At 59.0% G+C, this 18,435-nt stretch carries 10 protein-coding genes; 5 read left to right on the top strand and 5 right to left on the bottom strand.

Features of this window, described 5'->3' with window-relative positions; translation table 11 throughout:
- Positions 1-24 precede the first annotated feature (24 nt).
- Complete coding sequence (locus GVI59_RS12900; RefSeq protein WP_173574614.1) at positions 25-1,323, bottom strand: Hsp70 family protein; 1,299 nt, start codon at positions 1,321-1,323, stop codon at positions 25-27.
- A gap of 46 nt (positions 1,324-1,369) precedes the next feature.
- Entirely contained in the window at positions 1,370-2,188 is an 819-nt protein-coding gene (locus tag GVI59_RS12895) for an EAL domain-containing protein (protein ID WP_173574613.1), read from the bottom strand.
- Between the two features lie 460 nt (positions 2,189-2,648).
- On the opposite strand from GVI59_RS12895, the gene GVI59_RS12890 reads away from it, so the two are divergent.
- The 4 genes from GVI59_RS12890 (at position 2,649) to GVI59_RS12875 (ending at position 13,010) form a co-directional block, all read left to right on the top strand.
- On the top strand, positions 2,649-4,739 hold the full coding sequence (locus tag GVI59_RS12890) for a phosphocholine-specific phospholipase C (protein WP_173574612.1): 2,091 nt from the start codon (positions 2,649-2,651) through the stop codon (positions 4,737-4,739).
- Between the two features lie 92 nt (positions 4,740-4,831).
- Complete coding sequence (locus GVI59_RS12885; protein WP_173574611.1) at positions 4,832-9,934, top strand: Hint domain-containing protein; 5,103 nt, start codon at positions 4,832-4,834, stop codon at positions 9,932-9,934.
- Positions 9,931-11,139 (top strand): autotransporter strand-loop-strand O-heptosyltransferase, encoded by a 1,209-nt coding sequence (locus GVI59_RS12880; protein WP_338422100.1) that lies wholly within the window; start codon positions 9,931-9,933, stop codon positions 11,137-11,139. The genes GVI59_RS12885 and GVI59_RS12880 overlap by 4 nt, the downstream gene beginning before the upstream one ends.
- Positions 11,140-11,408: 269 nt before the next feature.
- Positions 11,409-13,010, top strand: coding sequence for a B12-binding domain-containing radical SAM protein (locus GVI59_RS12875; RefSeq protein WP_173574610.1), 1,602 nt, complete (start codon positions 11,409-11,411; stop codon positions 13,008-13,010).
- 185 nt (positions 13,011-13,195) lie between these two features.
- Here GVI59_RS12875 and GVI59_RS12870 read toward each other — a convergent pair whose 3' ends face one another.
- From GVI59_RS12870 to GVI59_RS12860, 3 genes are all read right to left on the bottom strand, one after another.
- Positions 13,196-14,227, bottom strand: coding sequence for an isocitrate/isopropylmalate dehydrogenase family protein (locus GVI59_RS12870; protein WP_173574609.1), 1,032 nt, complete (start codon positions 14,225-14,227; stop codon positions 13,196-13,198).
- 70 nt (positions 14,228-14,297) lie between these two features.
- Positions 14,298-16,076 carry an aminopeptidase P family protein gene (locus tag GVI59_RS12865; protein WP_408736622.1) on the bottom strand — a complete coding sequence of 593 codons (1,779 nt, stop codon included), beginning with the start codon at positions 16,074-16,076 and terminating at the stop codon, positions 14,298-14,300.
- A gap of 237 nt (positions 16,077-16,313) precedes the next feature.
- Positions 16,314-17,186, bottom strand: a complete 873-nt coding sequence (locus GVI59_RS12860) for a hypothetical protein (RefSeq protein ID WP_173574608.1) — start codon at positions 17,184-17,186, stop codon at positions 16,314-16,316.
- Between the two features lie 294 nt (positions 17,187-17,480).
- On the opposite strand from GVI59_RS12860, the gene GVI59_RS12855 reads away from it, so the two are divergent.
- Positions 17,481-17,696: a hypothetical protein gene (locus tag GVI59_RS12855; RefSeq protein WP_173574607.1), complete on the top strand. Its 216-nt coding sequence runs from the start codon at positions 17,481-17,483 to the stop codon at positions 17,694-17,696.
- Positions 17,697-18,435 lie beyond the last annotated feature (739 nt).

Genomic DNA, 18,435 nt, shown 5'->3' with positions numbered 1-18,435 from the left:
ATCCAGACGCGCAAGATATTTCTGTCAGACTGCCAGAGCGAGGGGATTGGCCAGAGCCAGCCCTTCCGCCACGGAGACGAACTCGCCGCCCAGTTCGACCTTGTCCGCGCCGAACCGCTGAATGAACAGCTCTCTCACCGCTGGCACAAAGGAGGTGCCGCCGGTCAGGAACACGCGGTCGATCTGGTCCGGCGTCAGGTTCGAGCGCTCGATGGCGAGGTCAATCGCGTCCCCGAACTGCGCCAGATCAGGCGCAATCCATCGCTCGAAATCGGCCCGCTGGATCGTCTCCTCGATCGCGAGACCTTTCTGTGAGAAGCGCAGCACGGCGCTGTCTTCCGTAGACAGGGTCCGTTTGGCGGCGGAGACGGCATTGTAAAGGAGTTGTCCGTTCTGCTCGCGGATCAGCTCGACCAGATTCATCAGCCGTTCAGGCTGGGAGGCTGTGCGCGCAACCTCGGTGATCTCGTTCAGAATGCGCGGGGTCCGCATCAGGGACAGACGATGCCAGCGGGCGAGGGAACTGTACCATTCGATCGGCACCGGCAGAGGCTCGCCGCCCATGATGCGGAAAGTGCAGTCACGGCCCAGAAACGGTGCGACCACATGATCGATGATCCTTGTGTCGAACTGATCTCCGGCCAGCCCCACGCCAGCATAACCCAGCGCCTGTGTGGGCTGCGCCGTTCCCGGCTCGAAACGCAGGACCGAGAAGTCGCTCGTGCCGCCGCCGAAGTCTCCCACCAGCACCGTCGCCGGATGATTGAGGCGATGCGCGAACTTCCACCCGGCGGCTTCCGGTTCGAGCATGATGGAAATCTCGGGGAAACCGGCTTCGGCAAGGCTGGCGCGCAGTCGGGCCTCGCCAAGATCGTCATCGGCGTTATCGCCGACAAAACGCACCGGCCGTCCGACAGTCACGGCGCAGTCCTGAGGCGCAAGATCCGCCAGCTTCATCAGTTCCTGAAGAAAGGAGGCGACCAGCGTTTCCAGCGGAACCCGCTGCCCGAAAAGCTGCGTCTCCCGAAAGCTGGCCTGCGCCAGATAGGACTTCATCGACATGATGAGACGGGTTTCGGTCGGATCGTCGAGATAGGCCTCAACGGCCTCTTCTCCCACGGCGCGTTCGGTCAGGCGCCGTCCCCCCGTCAGTTCCTGCCACAGCGCCAGAAGCGTACGGCAGGTATCCGTGGTGTCACCTCCCGGCGTTGGAAAACGCACGGTACGCGTGTCACCGTTCTCGTTGCGCAGAACGATGACGCTGTTCGTTGTGCCGAAATCAATGCCCAGCCGGACAGGAGCGGAAGAGGAGGCGTTTTTCATGAGCGGGGACTTAAAAGCTGCGACTCCTCCTGTCCACGTCTGACTGTCACGATGTGCGCTTTCTTTTCCTTGCGGCCGATCGGGCCGGTTTCTGGTCTGTCAGGAAATCCATGAGGGACTGAGGTCTTCCAAGGCTGTTTCCTCGGCCTTCCTGGCAGCCGATGCTCTGTAGAAAGTGAAGTGTTTCAGGCGTATCCACGCCTTCGGCTCGTGTATTCAGTCCGAAATCCTTTCCCAACTGCACCACGGCGCGGGCGATGCTCTGGCCTGCCTGCAGATGGGCCGGGTCGTCGTGATGGAAGAGATGTCGGTCCAGCTTCACGGCCGTGAGCAGTCCTGAAAAGCTTCTGTCCCGGAGAAGGGAGAGACTCGTCAGACCCATCCCGAAGCCCGAGAGCACGAGACCTGCTCCCGCATCGCGCAGGGCGGCGAGGGAGTAGATCAGAATCTCGCTGTCAACGGCGAGGCTCGTTTCCGTAAATTCGAAATCCAGTTTCGAGGCCGCAAGCTGATGGTCGGACAGGACGGTGGCAAGGTGATTCAGCAGGTCCACCGGAAATGAATCCGGCGTTTCGAGCGGCAGGGCCAGACGGCACTGAGGCGGAAGTTCAGCCGCCATCCTGCATCCCTCCACCAGAAGCGGCAGCCAGACAGGTTCTTTCTGCCGACGACGAGGCGCCGTGCGTCCGGATGTCAGTGAGGGAGGAGGGCTGAGATCGCCACCCACCACAGCGAGGGTCGAAAGTGAAAAGCGCGGAACGATGCTGAAGCTTGCTTCAGCTCTGTGTCGTGTATGCATTCCTGCCATATGCGACGTGACGCGATGAAAGGTCTCCGGGCGACCAGAAGCAGGTGAAACAGGCAAAAAAGCTCTCCCGGTAAAGCAGATCGCTGAGACACTAAGGGCGGCAGGTAACTTTCTGGTAAATTATGACGGTTCTGACAAAAAGAGCCGAAATGAAAGCCGGTTGGCGGAAAGTGGCGGCTGATTGCCTCTTTCTTAAAGGAACTGCGCAAGGCCGTCGTCAGTCTACCTTTGGTGAGGCGGATGTAACGGAAAATTGAGTAGGAAGATTGCTGTCAGATTGACTTCAGAAAGATCGCGCCAGACTTCCAGTCTGCTTTTGTCAGTGCTGCGAAAACCATATCGATTTCTCTGCGTGAAAACGCCCGGGTTCAATGCGGCGGCGTCTCCCGCTTTCTGTCCCGTCGAATAATCTAGAGCCGCCCGCGACTTAAAACCGTAATGAAATCATAACCCAATCAAAGATTAATATTCAGTAAACGCTCTGCAAGCCAAAGATACATCAGAGCAAAGAATCATAATGTCTGAGACAAATCGCAGGAATTTTATGAAGCTGATGGCGGGAGGCGGGACCGTGGGGACCCTCCCTCTCAGCATTAAAAAGGCGCTGGCAACTCCAGCCAACAACGCGACACGCTCCATTGAAGACGTCGAACATGTCATTTTCCTTATGCAGGAAAACAGATCGTTCGATCATTACTATGGCACGTTGCAGGGCATCCGTGGCTTCAATGATCCACGTGTCGCATCCCGCAATGCGACACAGACTGTGTGGGAGCAGCCGCAGGGTTCATCTGTGGTGATGCCCTTCCACCCGACCGCGCCGGATCTCGGTCTGGCGTTTGTGGCTGACCTTGCGCATGACTGGGAAAGCACGCATGCGGCGTGGAATGGCGGCTCATGGGATGGCTGGATTCCGGCCAAGACCACCACCTGCATGGCGCATATGGAGCGCGCCGACATTCCATTTCATTATGCTCTGGCAGATGCTTTCACAATCTGTGACGCCTATCACTGCTCCCTCATGGGGTCCACCGATCCCAACCGCTATTACATGTGGACCGGCTGGGTGGGTAACGATGGGAAAGGTGGAGGCCCTGTCGTCGATAATGCCGAGGCAGGCTATTCCTGGACCACGTATCCCGAGCGTCTGCAGGCTGCGGGTGTCACCTGGAAGGTCTATCAGGATATCGGCACCGGGCTGACCGCGGCAGGAAGCTGGGGCTGGACCAGCAATGCCTATATCGGGACATATGGTGACAGCTCCCTGCTGTATTTCAATCAGTACCGAAACGCAGACGATTCCTCGCCGCTGGCCCAGTATGGCCGGACAGGCACCAATATCGCTCAGTCCGGCACGCTTTTTGATATTCTGAAAAGTGACGTCGAGTCTGGAAATCTGCCACAGGTGTCATGGATTGTCGCGCCCGAAGCCTATTCCGAGCACCCGAACTGGCCGCCGAATTACGGCGCATGGTACATCTCGCAGGTTCTGGACATTCTCACTGCCAATCCAGAAGTCTGGAGCAAGACCGTTGTTTTCCTCACATTCGATGAGAATGATGGCTTCTTCGATCACGTTATTCCCCCCGCGCCTCCGCCTGCCGCAGGGCGCGGCAAATCGACCGTTTCCATAGAAAACGAGATTTATCCGGGCACATCCTCACAAAGCTCCGGGCCATACGGCTTTGGGCCGCGCGTGCCGATGACCGTCATCTCTCCATGGACACGCGGCGGCTGGGTCAACTCGCAGGTGTTCGATCACACCTCGATGATCCGCTTTCTCGAAAAACGCTTCGGCTCGCTTTCATCAGGCCTGATCGAGCCCAACATCACGCCATGGCGTCGTGTTGTGTCCGGCGATCTGACCTCGATCTTCAATTTCCAGACGCCCAATGATGATCTGGTGTCGTTGCCATCGACAAGCAGCTACGTCCCGCCGGATCAGAGCCGCCATTCCAGCTACGTGCCGAGCGTGCCCACCACACAGGCTGTTCCCCGGCAGGAAAGCGGTGTCCGACCCGCCCGCGCCCTACCATATGATCTGCACACGCAGTTCACGCCGTCAGCCGCTACCGGCATGGCCACGCTGAAATTCGTAAACAGTGGTGACGCCGGAGCGGTTTTTCATGTCCGCGATCTGACCGGCGCCTTCCAGCCACGCTACTTTACGGTTGAAGCCGCCAAATCCCTTTCCGACACATGGATCGTGAACGGTGGCAGCAGCTACAATCTGGAAACACACGGTCCGAACGGGTTTTTCCGGGCCTATCGCGGCACGCTCGGCGGTGCGGCGCATTCTTCCGCACTGGCGATCTCCACCCAGTCCAATCGCACTGCCCAGATGCTGATCATCGAACTGGTCAATGAAGGCGCCACGGCGCTCACGCTGACGTTCAACGATGCCTATGCCTCGACACAGATGCGGCCCGTCGTCCTCGCGGCTCATGGTTCGCATCCGCTGGTCGTTTCGGCCCGAGGCACGAGCGGCTGGTACGACATCACGATAACGGCCGCAGAGGACAGCACTTTTCGGGCGCAGCTCGCAGGGCACCTCGAAAACGGTCAGCCAAGCATCACCGATCCGCTGATGGGTGGCGTCACAGTCTGACGCGCCCTCGCGTTCATGTCGTCTGTCGGTCGCATGAACGCCTTTCTTCACCCCTGCCTTCCGATACCCATGATCTGGAAACGATAAGCCTCATGACGACTATTTCCTCCGGCTCTTCCGTCGATGTGACGTCCGGCACAACCAGCTCCGACATGATCATTCTTAGTGGTGGCACCGGCATCATTGACGATGGCGCAACGGCCAGCGGCACCGAAATCCAGACAGGTGGCCGTGAAGTCGTCATGTCCGGCGGCGAGGAAGATGGCGCGCTGATCAGCGGAGGCATACTGGCGGTTGTCAGTGGCGGCATCATCTCAGGAGGCACCGCCATGGATGGCGGTTCTGTCGCTGTTGCTGAAGGCGGGACAGAAAACGGTCTCACTCTGGTCGATGGTATCGAAATGGTTGTCGGCGGTTCTTCGCTGCTGGCGAGTGTGAGCGCTGACGCGATTCAAATATTGCAGTCCGGTGGCATGGCGGATGGCGCGGATGTTTCCGGTCAGCAACTGATTGGTTCGGGTGGCGTGTCGCAGAACGCGGTCATCGAAAGTGGCGGCGTGGACGTCGTGCAGGCTGACGGTATGACCATCGGCGTCACCATCATGGGCTATGGTGGAGAAATCATTCTCTCCGGCGGCGTTTCAGAAAATGCGATGCTGGTGGATGACGGCGCAATGGAGACGGTCAGCGCTGGCGGCGCCCTGATCTCGGCCTCCCTCTACGCCGGAACGACTGTCGTGGCGGATGGGGGTGTTGAAAGCGCTTCCCTGCTGCAGGGAGGAACGGAAACGGTTCAGTCCGGCGGGTCTTCCCTGAATACAACTATCGCCTGGGGCGGCACTGAAGCTGTGGAAGACGGCGGCACTGTTCTCTCGGCTATCGTGCAGGAAGCGGGCATGCTCCAGCTTGATCAGGGAGCGGTGGCCATCGACACGGACATCCAGTCCGGTGGCACCCAGACAGTGGCGTCTGGAGCCGTTGCTTCCAATGTCACGGTCGAGAATCAGGGGCTCCTGATCGCTGACGACGTGTCGGCCATTCAGGGCGCAACGCTGCAGGGCGGCGCTCAGGTCGATATTGCTGACATTGCATGGAATGCCTCCGAAACCGTCACGATCACGACGGATAAGGGCCTCGTGATCAGCGACGGGTCTTCTTCATGGACACTAGACCTCGCCGACGCGAGTGGCGGCACACAGGCCTCGCTGTCCGCTGCGGATGACGGCAGCGTTCTCGTCACCATTGTCGCGAGCCAGACGACCTCCGGTGGTGTGATCGGCAATGGGGCTATCGACGTCGTCTCCTCCGGCATGGCCGCGTCGAGCATGGAGATCGCAAGCGGCGGCACGGAAATCGTGCAGGCGGGTGGCACGGCTGTTGGAACGGTCATCGACGATGGCGGCGCGGAGTACGTCCTGTCGAACGGCATGCTCATCAACGCGACTCTTGCCGGAAATGCACAGGAAGTTCTGGTTTCCGGCGCACAGGTCAGTGGAACCATCATCCAGAGCGGTGCGGCTGAAATCATCGTCTCCGGCGCGACAGCCAGCGACGCGGACGTGCAGGCAGGAGGCACGCAGGTCGTCTCTTCAGGCGGCACGACTGTCAATCTCACCATCGAAAGTGGTGGCAGCGCGACCATTGCCGCGCAAGGCGCGACCAATCGTGGCGGCACCGCCATCAACACGACCGTGAAAAGCGGTGGCGCCATCGCCTTCGGGCATAACGGCGTCGAAATCGTCTCGGGTGGCACGGACTCCGGCGTGACGATCGACGATGGCTGGGAGCAGATCCAGACAGGCGGCACGGCGTTCAATGACATTCTGACCGGTGGCACCTATGCGGGTGTCGTCGGCGGAACAGATGTTGGACTGACCATGTCCGGCAGCGGCAATCGGGAATATGTGGGGTCTGACCCGCTGACCGGGGCGACCGGCGCAGGGCTCTCCGAACAGACTGCGGTGGGCAGCGGTTCTACCCAGTATGTCTATGCTCAGGGCACCTCTGTCGATGCACAGGTTGCGGGTATTCAGACCGTCTCCTCCGGCGGAAAGGTTATCGACGCCACGATCCTGGCCGGGGGCTCCGCCTCTGTCGCGGGCACATCCTTCAACATGACGGTCGCAACCGGCGGAGACGCCACCATCAGGTCCGGCGCAATCGAAATCGTGTCGTCTGGCATGGATTCCGGTGTGACGCTGTCGGGTGGCGTTCTTGAAGTGACGACCGGCGGTGTCGCCACCGGTGACATGCTGATCGCGGGCGCTCAGGCGGGTGTTGCTGGCGGCACGGCCATCGGTCTCTCACTTTCCGACGGCGCTACGGAAACGGTCGGTTTCGACACACACACCAGCGCCGTCGCGGCCGGTGTTTCCTCCGACACAAAGATCGGCGCATCCGCCATTCAGACTGTCGGTTCGGGCGGCACAGCCATCGGTGCTGATATCGTCTCCGGTGGCGCGGAAATCGTCCTGTCGGGTGGTCTCAGCTCCGCTGCGGACATTGAAACCGGCGGTCTGCTCATTGCCGACGACGCTTCGGAAATCGCTTCGGCTGCTCTCGGTTCAGGGGGCAGCATCAATATCCGCGATCAGGCATGGGCCAGCGGCGCGACCGGTTCCATCGGCAGCGACGGCACGCTGACCGTTACGGAGGGCGGCAAGAGCTGGACTCTGAACCTTTCCCCACGCGAAGCGGGCGCGACGGTCGAACTGTCCTCTGCGGGGGATGGCAGCACGCTGATCAGCGTCTCGGATCTTCCGCCCGGCTTTTTTGCCGACACGCTGGTTTCTTCCGGCGCCATTCTTGACGTGAAGTCAGGACAGACAGTGTCCAGCGTCGCCGTTCTCAGCGGTGGCACTGAAATCGTGGAAAGCGGGGGGCATGCGTCCGCCACTACGGTCATGGGCAACGCCGTCGTCTCGCAGGGTGGCGTCGATGTGGGGATGACCATCAGCAGCGGTGGCAGCGCCAGCATCGCCGCAGGCGGTACGACGGTCAATATGACCGTTCTCAGCGGAGGATCGGAGACATACGGACACAACGGGATTGAAATCGTCTCGGGCGGCACGGACGCCAATGTCTCTCTCTCCAACGCTTACGTGGATGTCGAAACGGGCGGCACGTCGTTCGGCGACATGCTGCTCGACAACACGTGGGGCGGGGTCGTTGGCGGCACGGACATCAACACCACGATCAGGGGGGCTGGCAGCCGTGAGACGGTCGGGTATGACCTGCGCACGAAAGCCAGCGGCAAGGGGGTGTCGATCAGCACCCAGATCGGCAGCGGCGCGACCCAGACCGTCTATAGCGGCAGCACCGCCACCAGTGCGGTGGTGTCAGCGGGCGGCACGGAAATCATCATGTCCGGCGGCACGGCGGTTGGAACGGTCGTGCTCAGTGGCGGCATGGAGATCGTCTCCAGCGGTTCGAATGGCGGCACGTCGATCAACACGACTGTGGAAACCGGCGGCAAGATCATCATGTATCATGACGCCGTTGAAATCGTATCCGGCGGTACGGATCTCAACGTCACCCTTGATGACGGCTGGGTCGATATCCAGTCCGGCGGCACCTCGTTCAATGACAGGCTGACCGGCGGTACGTGGGAAGGCGTTGTCGGCGGCACCAACATCGACATGACGATGGTTGATGACGGCAACATCGAATATGTCGGATATGACCGTCTGACCGGTGCGACTGGTTCCGGTCTTTCCATCCACACGACCATCGGCAGTGGCTCGACACAGGTTGTCGAGGTTCAGGGCACGGCGACAGGCGCTGTCGTGCAGAGTGGCGGCACGCAGATCGTGCAGTCCGGCGGTATTGCGACTGACACACTCATCCAGTCGGGTGGCACGGCTTTCGTCTCGGCGGGTGCTCAGGTTAGCGGGCTGCATCTTGATAGCGGGGCAGTTCTGTCCGCTGCCGATGCGCAGACGCTTTCCGGCCTGTCCGTCGATAACGGCGCGACAGTGGTGCTGGAAGATGTCGCCTGGGACAGCGCCGTGGCGGCCAGCATAAACAGTGCTGGTGATCTAGTCGTTCAAAGCGGCGGCAGTTCATGGACTGTCGATCTTGGCGAGGGAACATTCGGCGGTACTGTCGAACTGTCTTCCGCGGCCAATGGCGGTCTTGATGTCGAATTGACCTGCTTTCTCGCGGGCGCGCTTATTCAGATGGCCGACGGCACGGAGAAGCGGGTCGAGACCATCAAACAGACTGATCAGGTCATGGCCTTTACGCGGAGTGGCGAGGAGAGCCGTTCCGTCATCTGGGCCGGTCGCATGCGGCATACCGTAAAAACCGATCTGCCTGACGACAGCGCAGGCTGGCCTGTCCGGATTGTAGCAGGCGCTCTCGGCGAGGGCGTGCCACACTCCGATTTTCTGGTTACACCGGAACATTGCCTGCTGATAGAGGATCATTTCGTACCGGTCCGTATGCTCGTGAACGGACGCACCATACGTTACGATCGTACTCTTCCTGTCTATGACTACTATCATATCGAGACAGACAGCCATTCCGTGATCCGGGCCAGTGGAGCGCTGACGGAAAGTTTCCTCGATACCGGTCACAAGCGCACTTTCACACAGGATGGCAGGCTCGTCACGATCGGCAGCCGGGTTCTGGACTGGCAGACGGATGCTGCGGCGCCATTGAATACGGATCGCTGTTTTGTGGAGCCGCATTATCGCGCGATCGAAAGTCGCGCCATTCAGTTGGGTGTGCCGGTTAAAGAAAAGATCGCACAGATCACGCATGACCCCGATCTGAAAATTGTGCTTCCGTCCGGCGAAGAAGTCAGATCCCGTAGCGGATTGGGCACGGACACCGTGTTCTTCGCGCTGCCTGCCGGAGCGCATGACATCCGGATCGTCTCACGGGCTGCGCGTCCAGCGGATACGATCGGTCCGTTCCTTGATGATCGACGTCACCTTGGTGTCTGTGTCGGTGAAATCACCTATTATCAGGCTGGCATTACGCATCCAGTGACGTCACATCTCGAACAGTCTGCACTGCCGGGATGGCATGCGCCTGAAGGTGACCGATGCTGGACCGACGGAGCAGCGGTTCTGTCTCTGGACCATGCTGCTGTCGATAAGGGGGGTCTTCTCGCCCTTCAGATCGTTGCCGGTGGGCCATGGCCTGTTTCTGAAGAAGGGGATCAGGAAAAGGATCACCGTGCGGCGTGAGCAACGAGACTGATGTTAAAAACCATCTGACGAAAAACCCGGATGCCGCACACACTGTGGCATCCGTTCTCAGTCAGGCAGGTCCGGACGGTATCCGCTACGATTTTCAGGATGGCTGCCGTGTATTCTGTCCTCCCGGTCATGACTGGCGCGTGGTCATGCATGATCGGGAAACACGGAATGTCCTGTTCAATCACACCTATCAGGGTGGTTATCTCCGTTCATCGAGACGTTCTTTTGTCTCATTTGGACTAGAGGTTTTCAAAAATGGCAGTCCTGTTTTCGCTCACGACTATAACGCGGCGGGCAGAGACGTTCTGATTGATATGTCTCTTGGCGCGCTGGGAGATCATCTGGCGTGGATGGGGCAGGTTGAGCGTTTTCGGCAAAAGCATGGATGCCGACTGACCTGCATCATGCGTGGTCCTCTCATCGATCTTCTTGCAGACGCGTATCCTGAAATACGCATGGTTTCGAAAGAACAATGCGGAAAGGAAGGATTTTATGCCGCTTACAAGGTGGCAGTGTTCTACAATGATGACGCAGGAGATTTTCAGCCCTGTGATTATCGGCAGGTCGGGTTATGCGCGACGGCGGCATGGATACTCGGTCTTCCTCCACAGGAAATCCGTCCGGCTATTCCGTCCGTGAGTGACGTCAGACCGATTGAAAAGCCCTATGTGTGCATCGCGGTGCAGGCGTCGGGGCAGGCAAAATACTGGAACAATCCGCGCGGCTGGCGGGAAGTCGTGACCTTCCTGAAGCAGGCGGGATACGAAGTTATTTGTATCGATAAATTACCTGAAAATGGCTCAGGTCTGACATGGACAACGGTACCGAACGGGGTTCGGGATGAAACGGGTGAACGCCCGCTGGCGGAACGGGCCTGGTGGCTGCATCACGCGGAGTTCTTCATCGGTCTCTCCAGTGGGCTGGCCTGGCTCGCCTGGGCGGTGAAGTGCCGGGTTGTCATGATTTCTGGGTTTACTGAAATATTCAACGAATTTCAGACGCCATGGCGCATCATCAACAAGAATGTGTGCAATGGGTGCGCCAATGACGTGCGCCTGAAATTCGACTCTTCAGATTTTTTCTGGTGCCCGCGACACAAGGACACGTCGCGGCAGTTTGAATGCACACGCATGATTACAGCCCATCAGGTAATCAGTCATATTGATACATTACGAGACGATATAAAACTCTAAACGCAAGGTGTTCCAGACACTGCTCTATCGCTATTTCTGGGTGTTGGGCTTATAAAAAGCTATTCCCTTGCAAGAAGGGTCATATGACGACCCTACGCCGGGACGCTGCCGTTCAGAGCTTCCTCGTCCGACGCAGTTAAGGGCGTCCCCGGCTTTTTCTCTCCTAAAACTGAATCAGGCCCCATCTGCGGGTCCGGCGCGCTTTCGATCAGGGCGGGAAATCTCCTGCCTGATTGCGATCAGCTGTTCTATCTGAGGAATTCTCCCTGATGACTGACAGCTGCAAGGTCTTGATGATCTTTCCGCTTTTCAATTCAGGTTCGTTCTGGAACTACAAGGAAGCCTGTGATCTGACGGGTGCACGCTACCCGGCTGCGCCTCTCGGTCTGATCACCGTGGCCGCCATGCTTCCGGAGAGCTGGGACGTCAGGCTCATCAATCGCAATACAGAACTTCTGACGGAAGAAGACTTCGCATGGGCCGATATGGTGATGACCGGGGGAATGCTTCCGCAGAGAAACGATGCCCTGCATATCATCGACACATGCCGGACCAGGGGCAAGCCTGTGGTAGTGGGGGGACCGGATGTCACATCCAGCCCGCCTGTCTATAAAGCCGCGAATTTTCAGGTTCTCGGGGAAGCTGAAGAGATCATGGGCGACTTCATCTCGGCGTGGCGAAGCGGCGTCAGGGAGGGCGTGTTTGAAGCGCCCATGGGCAAGACGGACGTCACGAAAAGTCCCGTGCCGCGTTTTGATCTGCTGAAGCTGGATCAGTATCTGCATGTCGGGATTCAGTTCTCGCGCGGATGCCCGTTCAGTTGCGAGTTCTGTGACATCATCGAGCTGTATGGCCGCGTGCCGCGCACCAAGACGACCGGGCAGGTCATGGCCGAACTGGATGCGCTCTATGCCCTCGGCTATCGCGGACATGTCGATTTTGTTGACGACAACCTGATTGGCAACAAAAAGGCGCTCAGGAAATTTCTGCCTGATCTGAAACGGTGGCAGGACGAAAAACGTTTTCCGTTCGAGTTTTCGACCGAAGCATCAATCAACCTTGCCGATGATGCCGAACTGCTGAAAGACCTTGCCGACAGCAACTTCTTCGCCGTGTTCGTGGGGATTGAAAGCCCGGACACAGACACGCTGGTCATGACGCAGAAAAAGCAGAACACCCGCCGCAGTCTGCAACAAAGCATCGAGACCATTCATGGCGCCGGAATTTTCGTGAACGCCGGTTTCATTGTGGGTTTCGACAGTGAAAAAGGCAGCGTCGCTCCCGGCATGATCGAGTGTATCGAAGACACGTCGATCCCGGTCTGCATGGTCGGTCTGCTTTACGCACTGCCTACGACGCAGCTGACACGTCGCCTGCTGGCGGAAGGACGTCTCTTTCTGGATGACGGCCAGACGCAGTCGGGTGATCAGTGTACGGCCGGCCTGAATTTCCAGACAAGTCGTCCACGCCGGGATGTGCTTGATGATTACAGGACCGTGCTCAGGACGATTTATGAACCGACCGCCTATTTCGGTCGTGTGCGCAGACTGGGGCGTATGCTCAAACGCAAGCGTGCCCATCGGATGATCAAGGGGGATCTTCGCAGTTTCTTCCGGCTGCTTTTCCGCATTCATCGCGCGGGTCCGGGAACGGTAGGGCAATTCTGGCGCATGCTGGTCGACTGCGCCGTGCATAACCCGAAAGCGCTGCCGTACGTGGTCATGACCAGCGCGCTGTATCTGCATCTTGGGCCGTTTGCGCGGCAGGTCGTCGGAGAGATCGATCAGGAAATCGCCCGGCTCGATCAGGGGCATTGGCGGGTTCCGCCTCTCCGGGAGAAACCCGCCGAGATGGTGCTTCAGCCTGCCTGATCAAAGGCGGCATGATTCAGAGCTTATTCAAAGGCATTTGTGGGGGCGGGGGAAAGTCCTGAAAAGCATGTCTGCAAACCACATGAACGGCACAAAAAAGGCCCCGCCGTAAAACGGCGGAGCCTTTCTTTACGCAGGTCTGGAACTGAACATCCCAGCCTGCGTAACGTGTTTTTACTGAAAGATCAGACGAGAGCCTGCTTCAGCGCAGCCGTCAGTTCCTTCGTGCCAGCTTCGCCGCCCATGTCACGGGTGCGAACCTTGCCGCTGGTGATCAGGTTCTTGATCGCCGTGTCGATCCGGTCAGCCAGATCATCGCGACGAACGTGGCGCAGCATCATCACCGCTGCGAGCAGCAGAGCCAGCGGGTTGGCGAGGTTCTTGCCTGCGATGTCAGGAGCGGAGCCATGCACCGCCTCGAAGATCGCAGCTTTCTCACCGATGTTCGCGCCCGGTGCGAGACCCAGACCGCCAACAAGACCGGCTGCCTGATCGGAGAGGATGTCGCCGAACAGGTTGGTCGTGACGATCACGTCAAACTGCCACGGGTTGGTCACCAGCTGCATGGAACAGGCGTCGACGATACGCTCGTCACACTCGATCCTGCCCTTGTATTCCTCGGCGACCTTGCGGCCAGCCTCAAGGAACATGCCGCACATCTGCTTGATGATGTTGGCCTTGTGGACCAGCGTCACCTTCTTGCGGCCGTTCTGCACGGCGTAATCGAACGCGAAGCGGACAATGCGCTCGCATTCCTTGCGGGAAACATAGCCGCCCGAAAGCGCAATGCCCTGCTTGTCGCCATTGGCCGGGATCGTCTGTTCCATCGCGGCGTAATAGCCTTCGAGGTTCTCACGAACGATCACCAGATCGATGTCTTCATAACGACCACCGGGAATGATCGTCTTTGTCGGACGAAGATTCGCGTAGAGTTCGAACTCTTGACGCATGGTGACGTTGATGGACTTGAAGCCGCCGCCGACAGGCGTGGTCAGCGGGCCTTTGAGAGCAAGACCGGTCTTGCGGATGCTCTCGAGAGTGTCTTTCGGAAGAGGATCGTTAACCGCGTCAACGCCAGCCATGCCAGCGATGTGACGTTCCCACTTGAACGGAGCGCCGACCGCATCGAGGATCTCGACCACCGAATCCATAATTTCGGGACCGATACCGTCGCCCGGAATAAGGGTGGCGGGGATTGTTTTGCTGTTCGTCATCATGAACTCCCTATACATCCGCCGCCTCTTCTGCCTCGCATTGAGAGAAAGCGCGATGCGCAATTACGTGTTGTCACTTCCTCTTGATGGAAGAGCAGGCATGCACAAGCCATGATTTCGCCTCGCCGGAGAGCAGAGGACCAACCTCAGAAAGCACTCTGGCGTGGTAAGAATCAAGGAAATCCAAGGCTTCCGGTCCCATGACGTCCGGGTCGACCAGACGGCGGTCGAAAGGAGCGAGAGTCAGCGTTTCGAACTCAAGAAAGTTCCGTCCATCCTGCCCGACGTCCGATGATCTGACCATCTCCAGAGTCTCCAGCCGGATCCCGAAAGCACCGGGACGGTAATAGCCCGGCTCGTTCGACAGGATCATCCCGTCCTCCAGCGCGATTCTGTTGGGCAGCTTGGAGATGCGCTGCGGCCCCTCATGCACGGAGAGATAGCTTCCCACACCGTGCCCGGTGCCGTGGTCGAAATCCAGACCGCCCTGCCACAGCGCATAACGCGCCAGCACATCCAGCGCGCTGCCGGTGGTGCCGGAGGGAAAGCGGGCGCGTCCCAGCAGCAGATTACCCTTGAGCACGCGGCTGAACGCTTCCTTGATTGAGGCAGGTGGCTCATCCGGCCCCGTCCACACGGTGCGTGTGATGTCCGTTGTGCCATCGGGATACTGCGCGCCGCTATCCACCAGATAGACGGTGTTCGCACCAAGGAGGCGGCTGGTCTCCGGCGTGACGCGGTAATGGATGATGGCCCCGTTCGGTCCGGCGCCCGAGATCGTGTCGAAGGAATCGTCGCGATATTCCGGCGCTTCGGCCCGGAATGCCTGAAGCCGTTCCACCAGTTCCATCTCCGTTGAACCGGCGGCATGAGCGTCCAGCCAGTGCAGGAAGCGGCAGATGGCGACGGCGTCACGCAGATGCGCGGCGCGGGCGCCCTGCTGCTCGACGGCATTCTTCCTTGCGCGGGGCAGGGCGCAGGGATCGGCGGCTTCCACGACGGTCGCTCCGGCGTCTTCCAGCGTCTGGCTGAACCAGACCGGCGTGGCGGATGGATCGACGGCGATCGTCTGATCCGTCAGCGCCCGGAGTGAGTCTTCCAGATGTTCCGGCGGAAGAATGTTCACATCGCTGCCAAGCCAGTCCCGGACCTCGGGTGTGATCTTCGCCTCATCCACAAACAGATCGACCTGCCCGTTGCTGTGCAGAATGGCGAAGGAGAGCACCACTGGCGTGTGAGGCACATCGGTTCCACGGATGTTCAGCAGCCAGGCGACTGATGTGCAATCAGCGACGATCGCGGCCTGCCATCCACTTTTCGCAAGCTGCGTCCCGAGAGCGTGACGTTTTTCCTCACTGCCCTGCCCGGAAAATTCCAGCGGATGAACCTGCGTCGGAGCAGCGGGTGGGGCAGGGCGATCAGTCCAGACGGCATCGACCAGATTGAACGCTGTCGGGAGCAGTGTGACAGCATCCGTTTGAAGAGCGTTCAGAGCGGAACGGCTGATAATGCGTGGGTCGTAGCCGATCCTGGCCTTTGTGGGAGCGTTCTCTTCAAGCCATATCCGCGGAGGAGCCTCCGTGATGTGATGGCGTTCCCACAGTGCGCCATCGACCTGATCGTCCATCTGGGTGATGTAGCGCCCATCCGAAAAAACGGCGGCCTTGTCGGACAGAACGACGGCCAGTCCCGCACTGCCTGTAAAACCGCTGATCCACGCTAGTCGTTCGGCGCAGGCAGGGACGTATTCCCCCAGATACTCATCACTGCGCGGAATGATCAGCCCATCCAGACCGTTTTCTTTCAGCAAGGCGCGCAGGGCCTGAAGACGGTCGCTCATCTTTCCAATCACGGGACTGATCGTGGTCTCTGTCAACGGGCTCTCCTCTGACACACATCCCTTTCACGGGATGCGTTGCTGCCTCTTCATGGTGATGTCGCGCCGTAAGGTTTCCCGGTCCCTGTCGGCATGGTTTCCGGCGGAAGAGATCGGCTGGCTCCACACGCCTTGTCCTCTCTGCCTCTCATTCCGGGCATCACCCTCAACCGGAGCATATCCGTTCGATCATGCGCGTAAACCCGGCGGGTCTTACCGCGTCGTTTTGTGCGTCGTTCTGCCCGACGATTGCCCAGAGGACGATTGCCCGGAGGGTGTCTGGGAGGTCGGGACCGGATCCGGCGACGGGCTGAGCCACGCTGGCAGCACCTGCGAAGCTGCCGATGTCGATTCGTCCGGACCCTGCGGCATGGACGAGCCCGGCTTGACCTTGAAGGGAGCCTGTTGAGTCGTGGAAGTCGACGGAGCCGTCTCATCCTCGTCCGGCGTCTGGGCCGGGGCGGGAGGCTGGGCGCTCGGAGCAGGTGCTGGCGCAGGCTGGACAGGAGGTGTCTGCACAACCGGTTCCGGCTGTGTCGCGGGGACGCTGGCCGGAGCGGGCGGTTGTGGAACGACAGGCGTGACTGCTGAAGGCGTGGGTGTCCGGGGAGGCGTAAGAGCCGGGGGCGTCTGTGTCGGAACTGCCGGGGCCACTGCGGGCCGCGTTGCGGGAACTGCGGCAGAAGGCGCTCGCGGTGTGATCGGTGCTGGCTGGGGAGCGGACAGCTGCGCCGCTTCCGGCACGGGGTTAACGGCGGATGGTGCTTCTTCCTGAGAACTGACGGAGGGCGAGACAGGCGATTTGATCGGTCCACGCAGGTTCGGAGCTATTCCGCCAACAGGAGCGGGGCGAGCCGAAAGCGGGGACGATGCGCCATGCTGAACCGTCTCGTGCGCATCATGCCATGCCGCTCCATCGAACCAGCCCTGCCAGCGCCCGTGCTGGTCATACCAGCCGAGATGACCGGCATGATGTCCCATTGTCCATCCCTCTTCATAACCGGCGGGACGATAGTTGTACTGGGCGTAACAGCCTTCAAGCGCCAATGCGGTCAGCAGCATGGCCGCAATCTGTCCTGTTCGCATGGCGCACTCGTTCTCCTGAGCGTGTTCTCTTGATCACGGGTTGGACCAGAGACAGCGCGCAAGAGCAAGGGGGGAGCAGGGACAGAGGCAGGTTTTCAGGCGATTCTTCGGAAAAGGAGCATCCCGGCGTGTGTCCTGCTCCTGTTATGCGCCGCCATATAACCCTGCAGATCGGCAGCATGGCATGCGATGTCGTCAGGCTATATTATAACGGATGAATATCGACACGTCCCTGTTTCGATTTTACTGTGATTCGACTGTTCAAAAATATGCTCTGAATTCAGGAGGAACGTCATGTCGCGCTCTGTAGCAGTCCGGGGACTTGCCGCTGTATTTGTGTGCTCTGGATTGATTGCCTGTTCCACGGAAAAGGAAATAATACAGGATCATAATTCACCGCATACCCAACAGATTGAAAAAGAAATCAATCTTGATGAAGATGCCGCCGGGCCACCAAAAAGCGCTCCGCCAGAAGTTCAGCAACCTCACAGCGATCAGAGCAAAAACTGATTATGGAATGATCGCCTGTCTGTTTTCACAGCAGAAGCCCGTTAAAAATACGGCTCAGTTAACGGCTGCGGACGGGTGGTCTGCGTGGATGCTGATAGAGATAATGACGTCTGGATTCAGCCATGAGACACCGGCCGCGCGCGGTCCGGTCTGAAATTTCATTGCAACTGTGCAGTTTCTTCTGATCCCGGCGGATCTCCTGATGCGGCGACAAACGGGTAGGGCCTGAGCAGGCTGTGAGCAGACACAGGACCGACGTCATCATCAGGATGCGAAAAGGGGAGGGTGTAAAAATCATGGTTCCCGGATCGGATTTCAATCGGAAAGCAATGGCCTTCCTGCTTCCTTATCTAGAGTAGTCTCTGTTCAAATGAAATCACCGGTGTCCGGGAAGGTGCTCTGAAAAGAACAGGATAGTCGGGCGTGAACTTGGCAGCCCTTGCGAAGAACGCGTCTCTGGCTACGTCTGGATTCTGAATCAGCCTCATATCTCTCACGCGATCAGAGGAATTTCTTCGATGGTCTGTAATAGCGGGAGCCAGACCTCTTTCCGAGCCTGAGGCCTGTTGTTGCTCATACAACTCATCCTCTGTTCGGAATGGTAAAAGCGCGGGAGAGGTTGTGGCTTCCTCACACGTCCCGTCAGTTGCCATCAGTCAGGCATGGGGCGGTAATTCTTCCCATCATCAGCCTGACCCGTAACACGAACACAAACGGACAGAATCACACGACGATAGGC

The sequence above is a fragment of the Acetobacter sicerae genome (assembly GCF_011516765.1).
GTDB classification, from domain to species: domain Bacteria; phylum Pseudomonadota; class Alphaproteobacteria; order Acetobacterales; family Acetobacteraceae; genus Acetobacter; species Acetobacter sicerae.
Note: the sequence above shows the minus strand (reverse complement) of the source record. Positions and strands in the feature narration are given on the sequence as shown.

Bases quoted from the DNA above. Each gene is read 5' to 3' on its own strand.
- GVI59_RS12900 (WP_173574614.1), bottom strand. From the start codon at position 1,323: ATGAAAAACGCCTCCTCTTCCGCTCCTGTCCGGCTGGGCATTGATTTC.
- GVI59_RS12890 (WP_173574612.1), top strand. From the start codon at position 2,649: ATGTCTGAGACAAATCGCAGGAATTTTATGAAGCTGATGGCGGGAGGC.
- GVI59_RS12885 (WP_173574611.1), top strand. From the start codon at position 4,832: ATGACGACTATTTCCTCCGGCTCTTCCGTCGATGTGACGTCCGGCACA.
- GVI59_RS12875 (WP_173574610.1), top strand. From the start codon at position 11,409: ATGACTGACAGCTGCAAGGTCTTGATGATCTTTCCGCTTTTCAATTCA.
- GVI59_RS12870 (WP_173574609.1), bottom strand. From the start codon at position 14,227: ATGATGACGAACAGCAAAACAATCCCCGCCACCCTTATTCCGGGCGAC.
- GVI59_RS12860 (WP_173574608.1), bottom strand. From the start codon at position 17,186: ATGCGAACAGGACAGATTGCGGCCATGCTGCTGACCGCATTGGCGCTT.
- GVI59_RS12855 (WP_173574607.1), top strand. From the start codon at position 17,481: ATGTCGCGCTCTGTAGCAGTCCGGGGACTTGCCGCTGTATTTGTGTGC.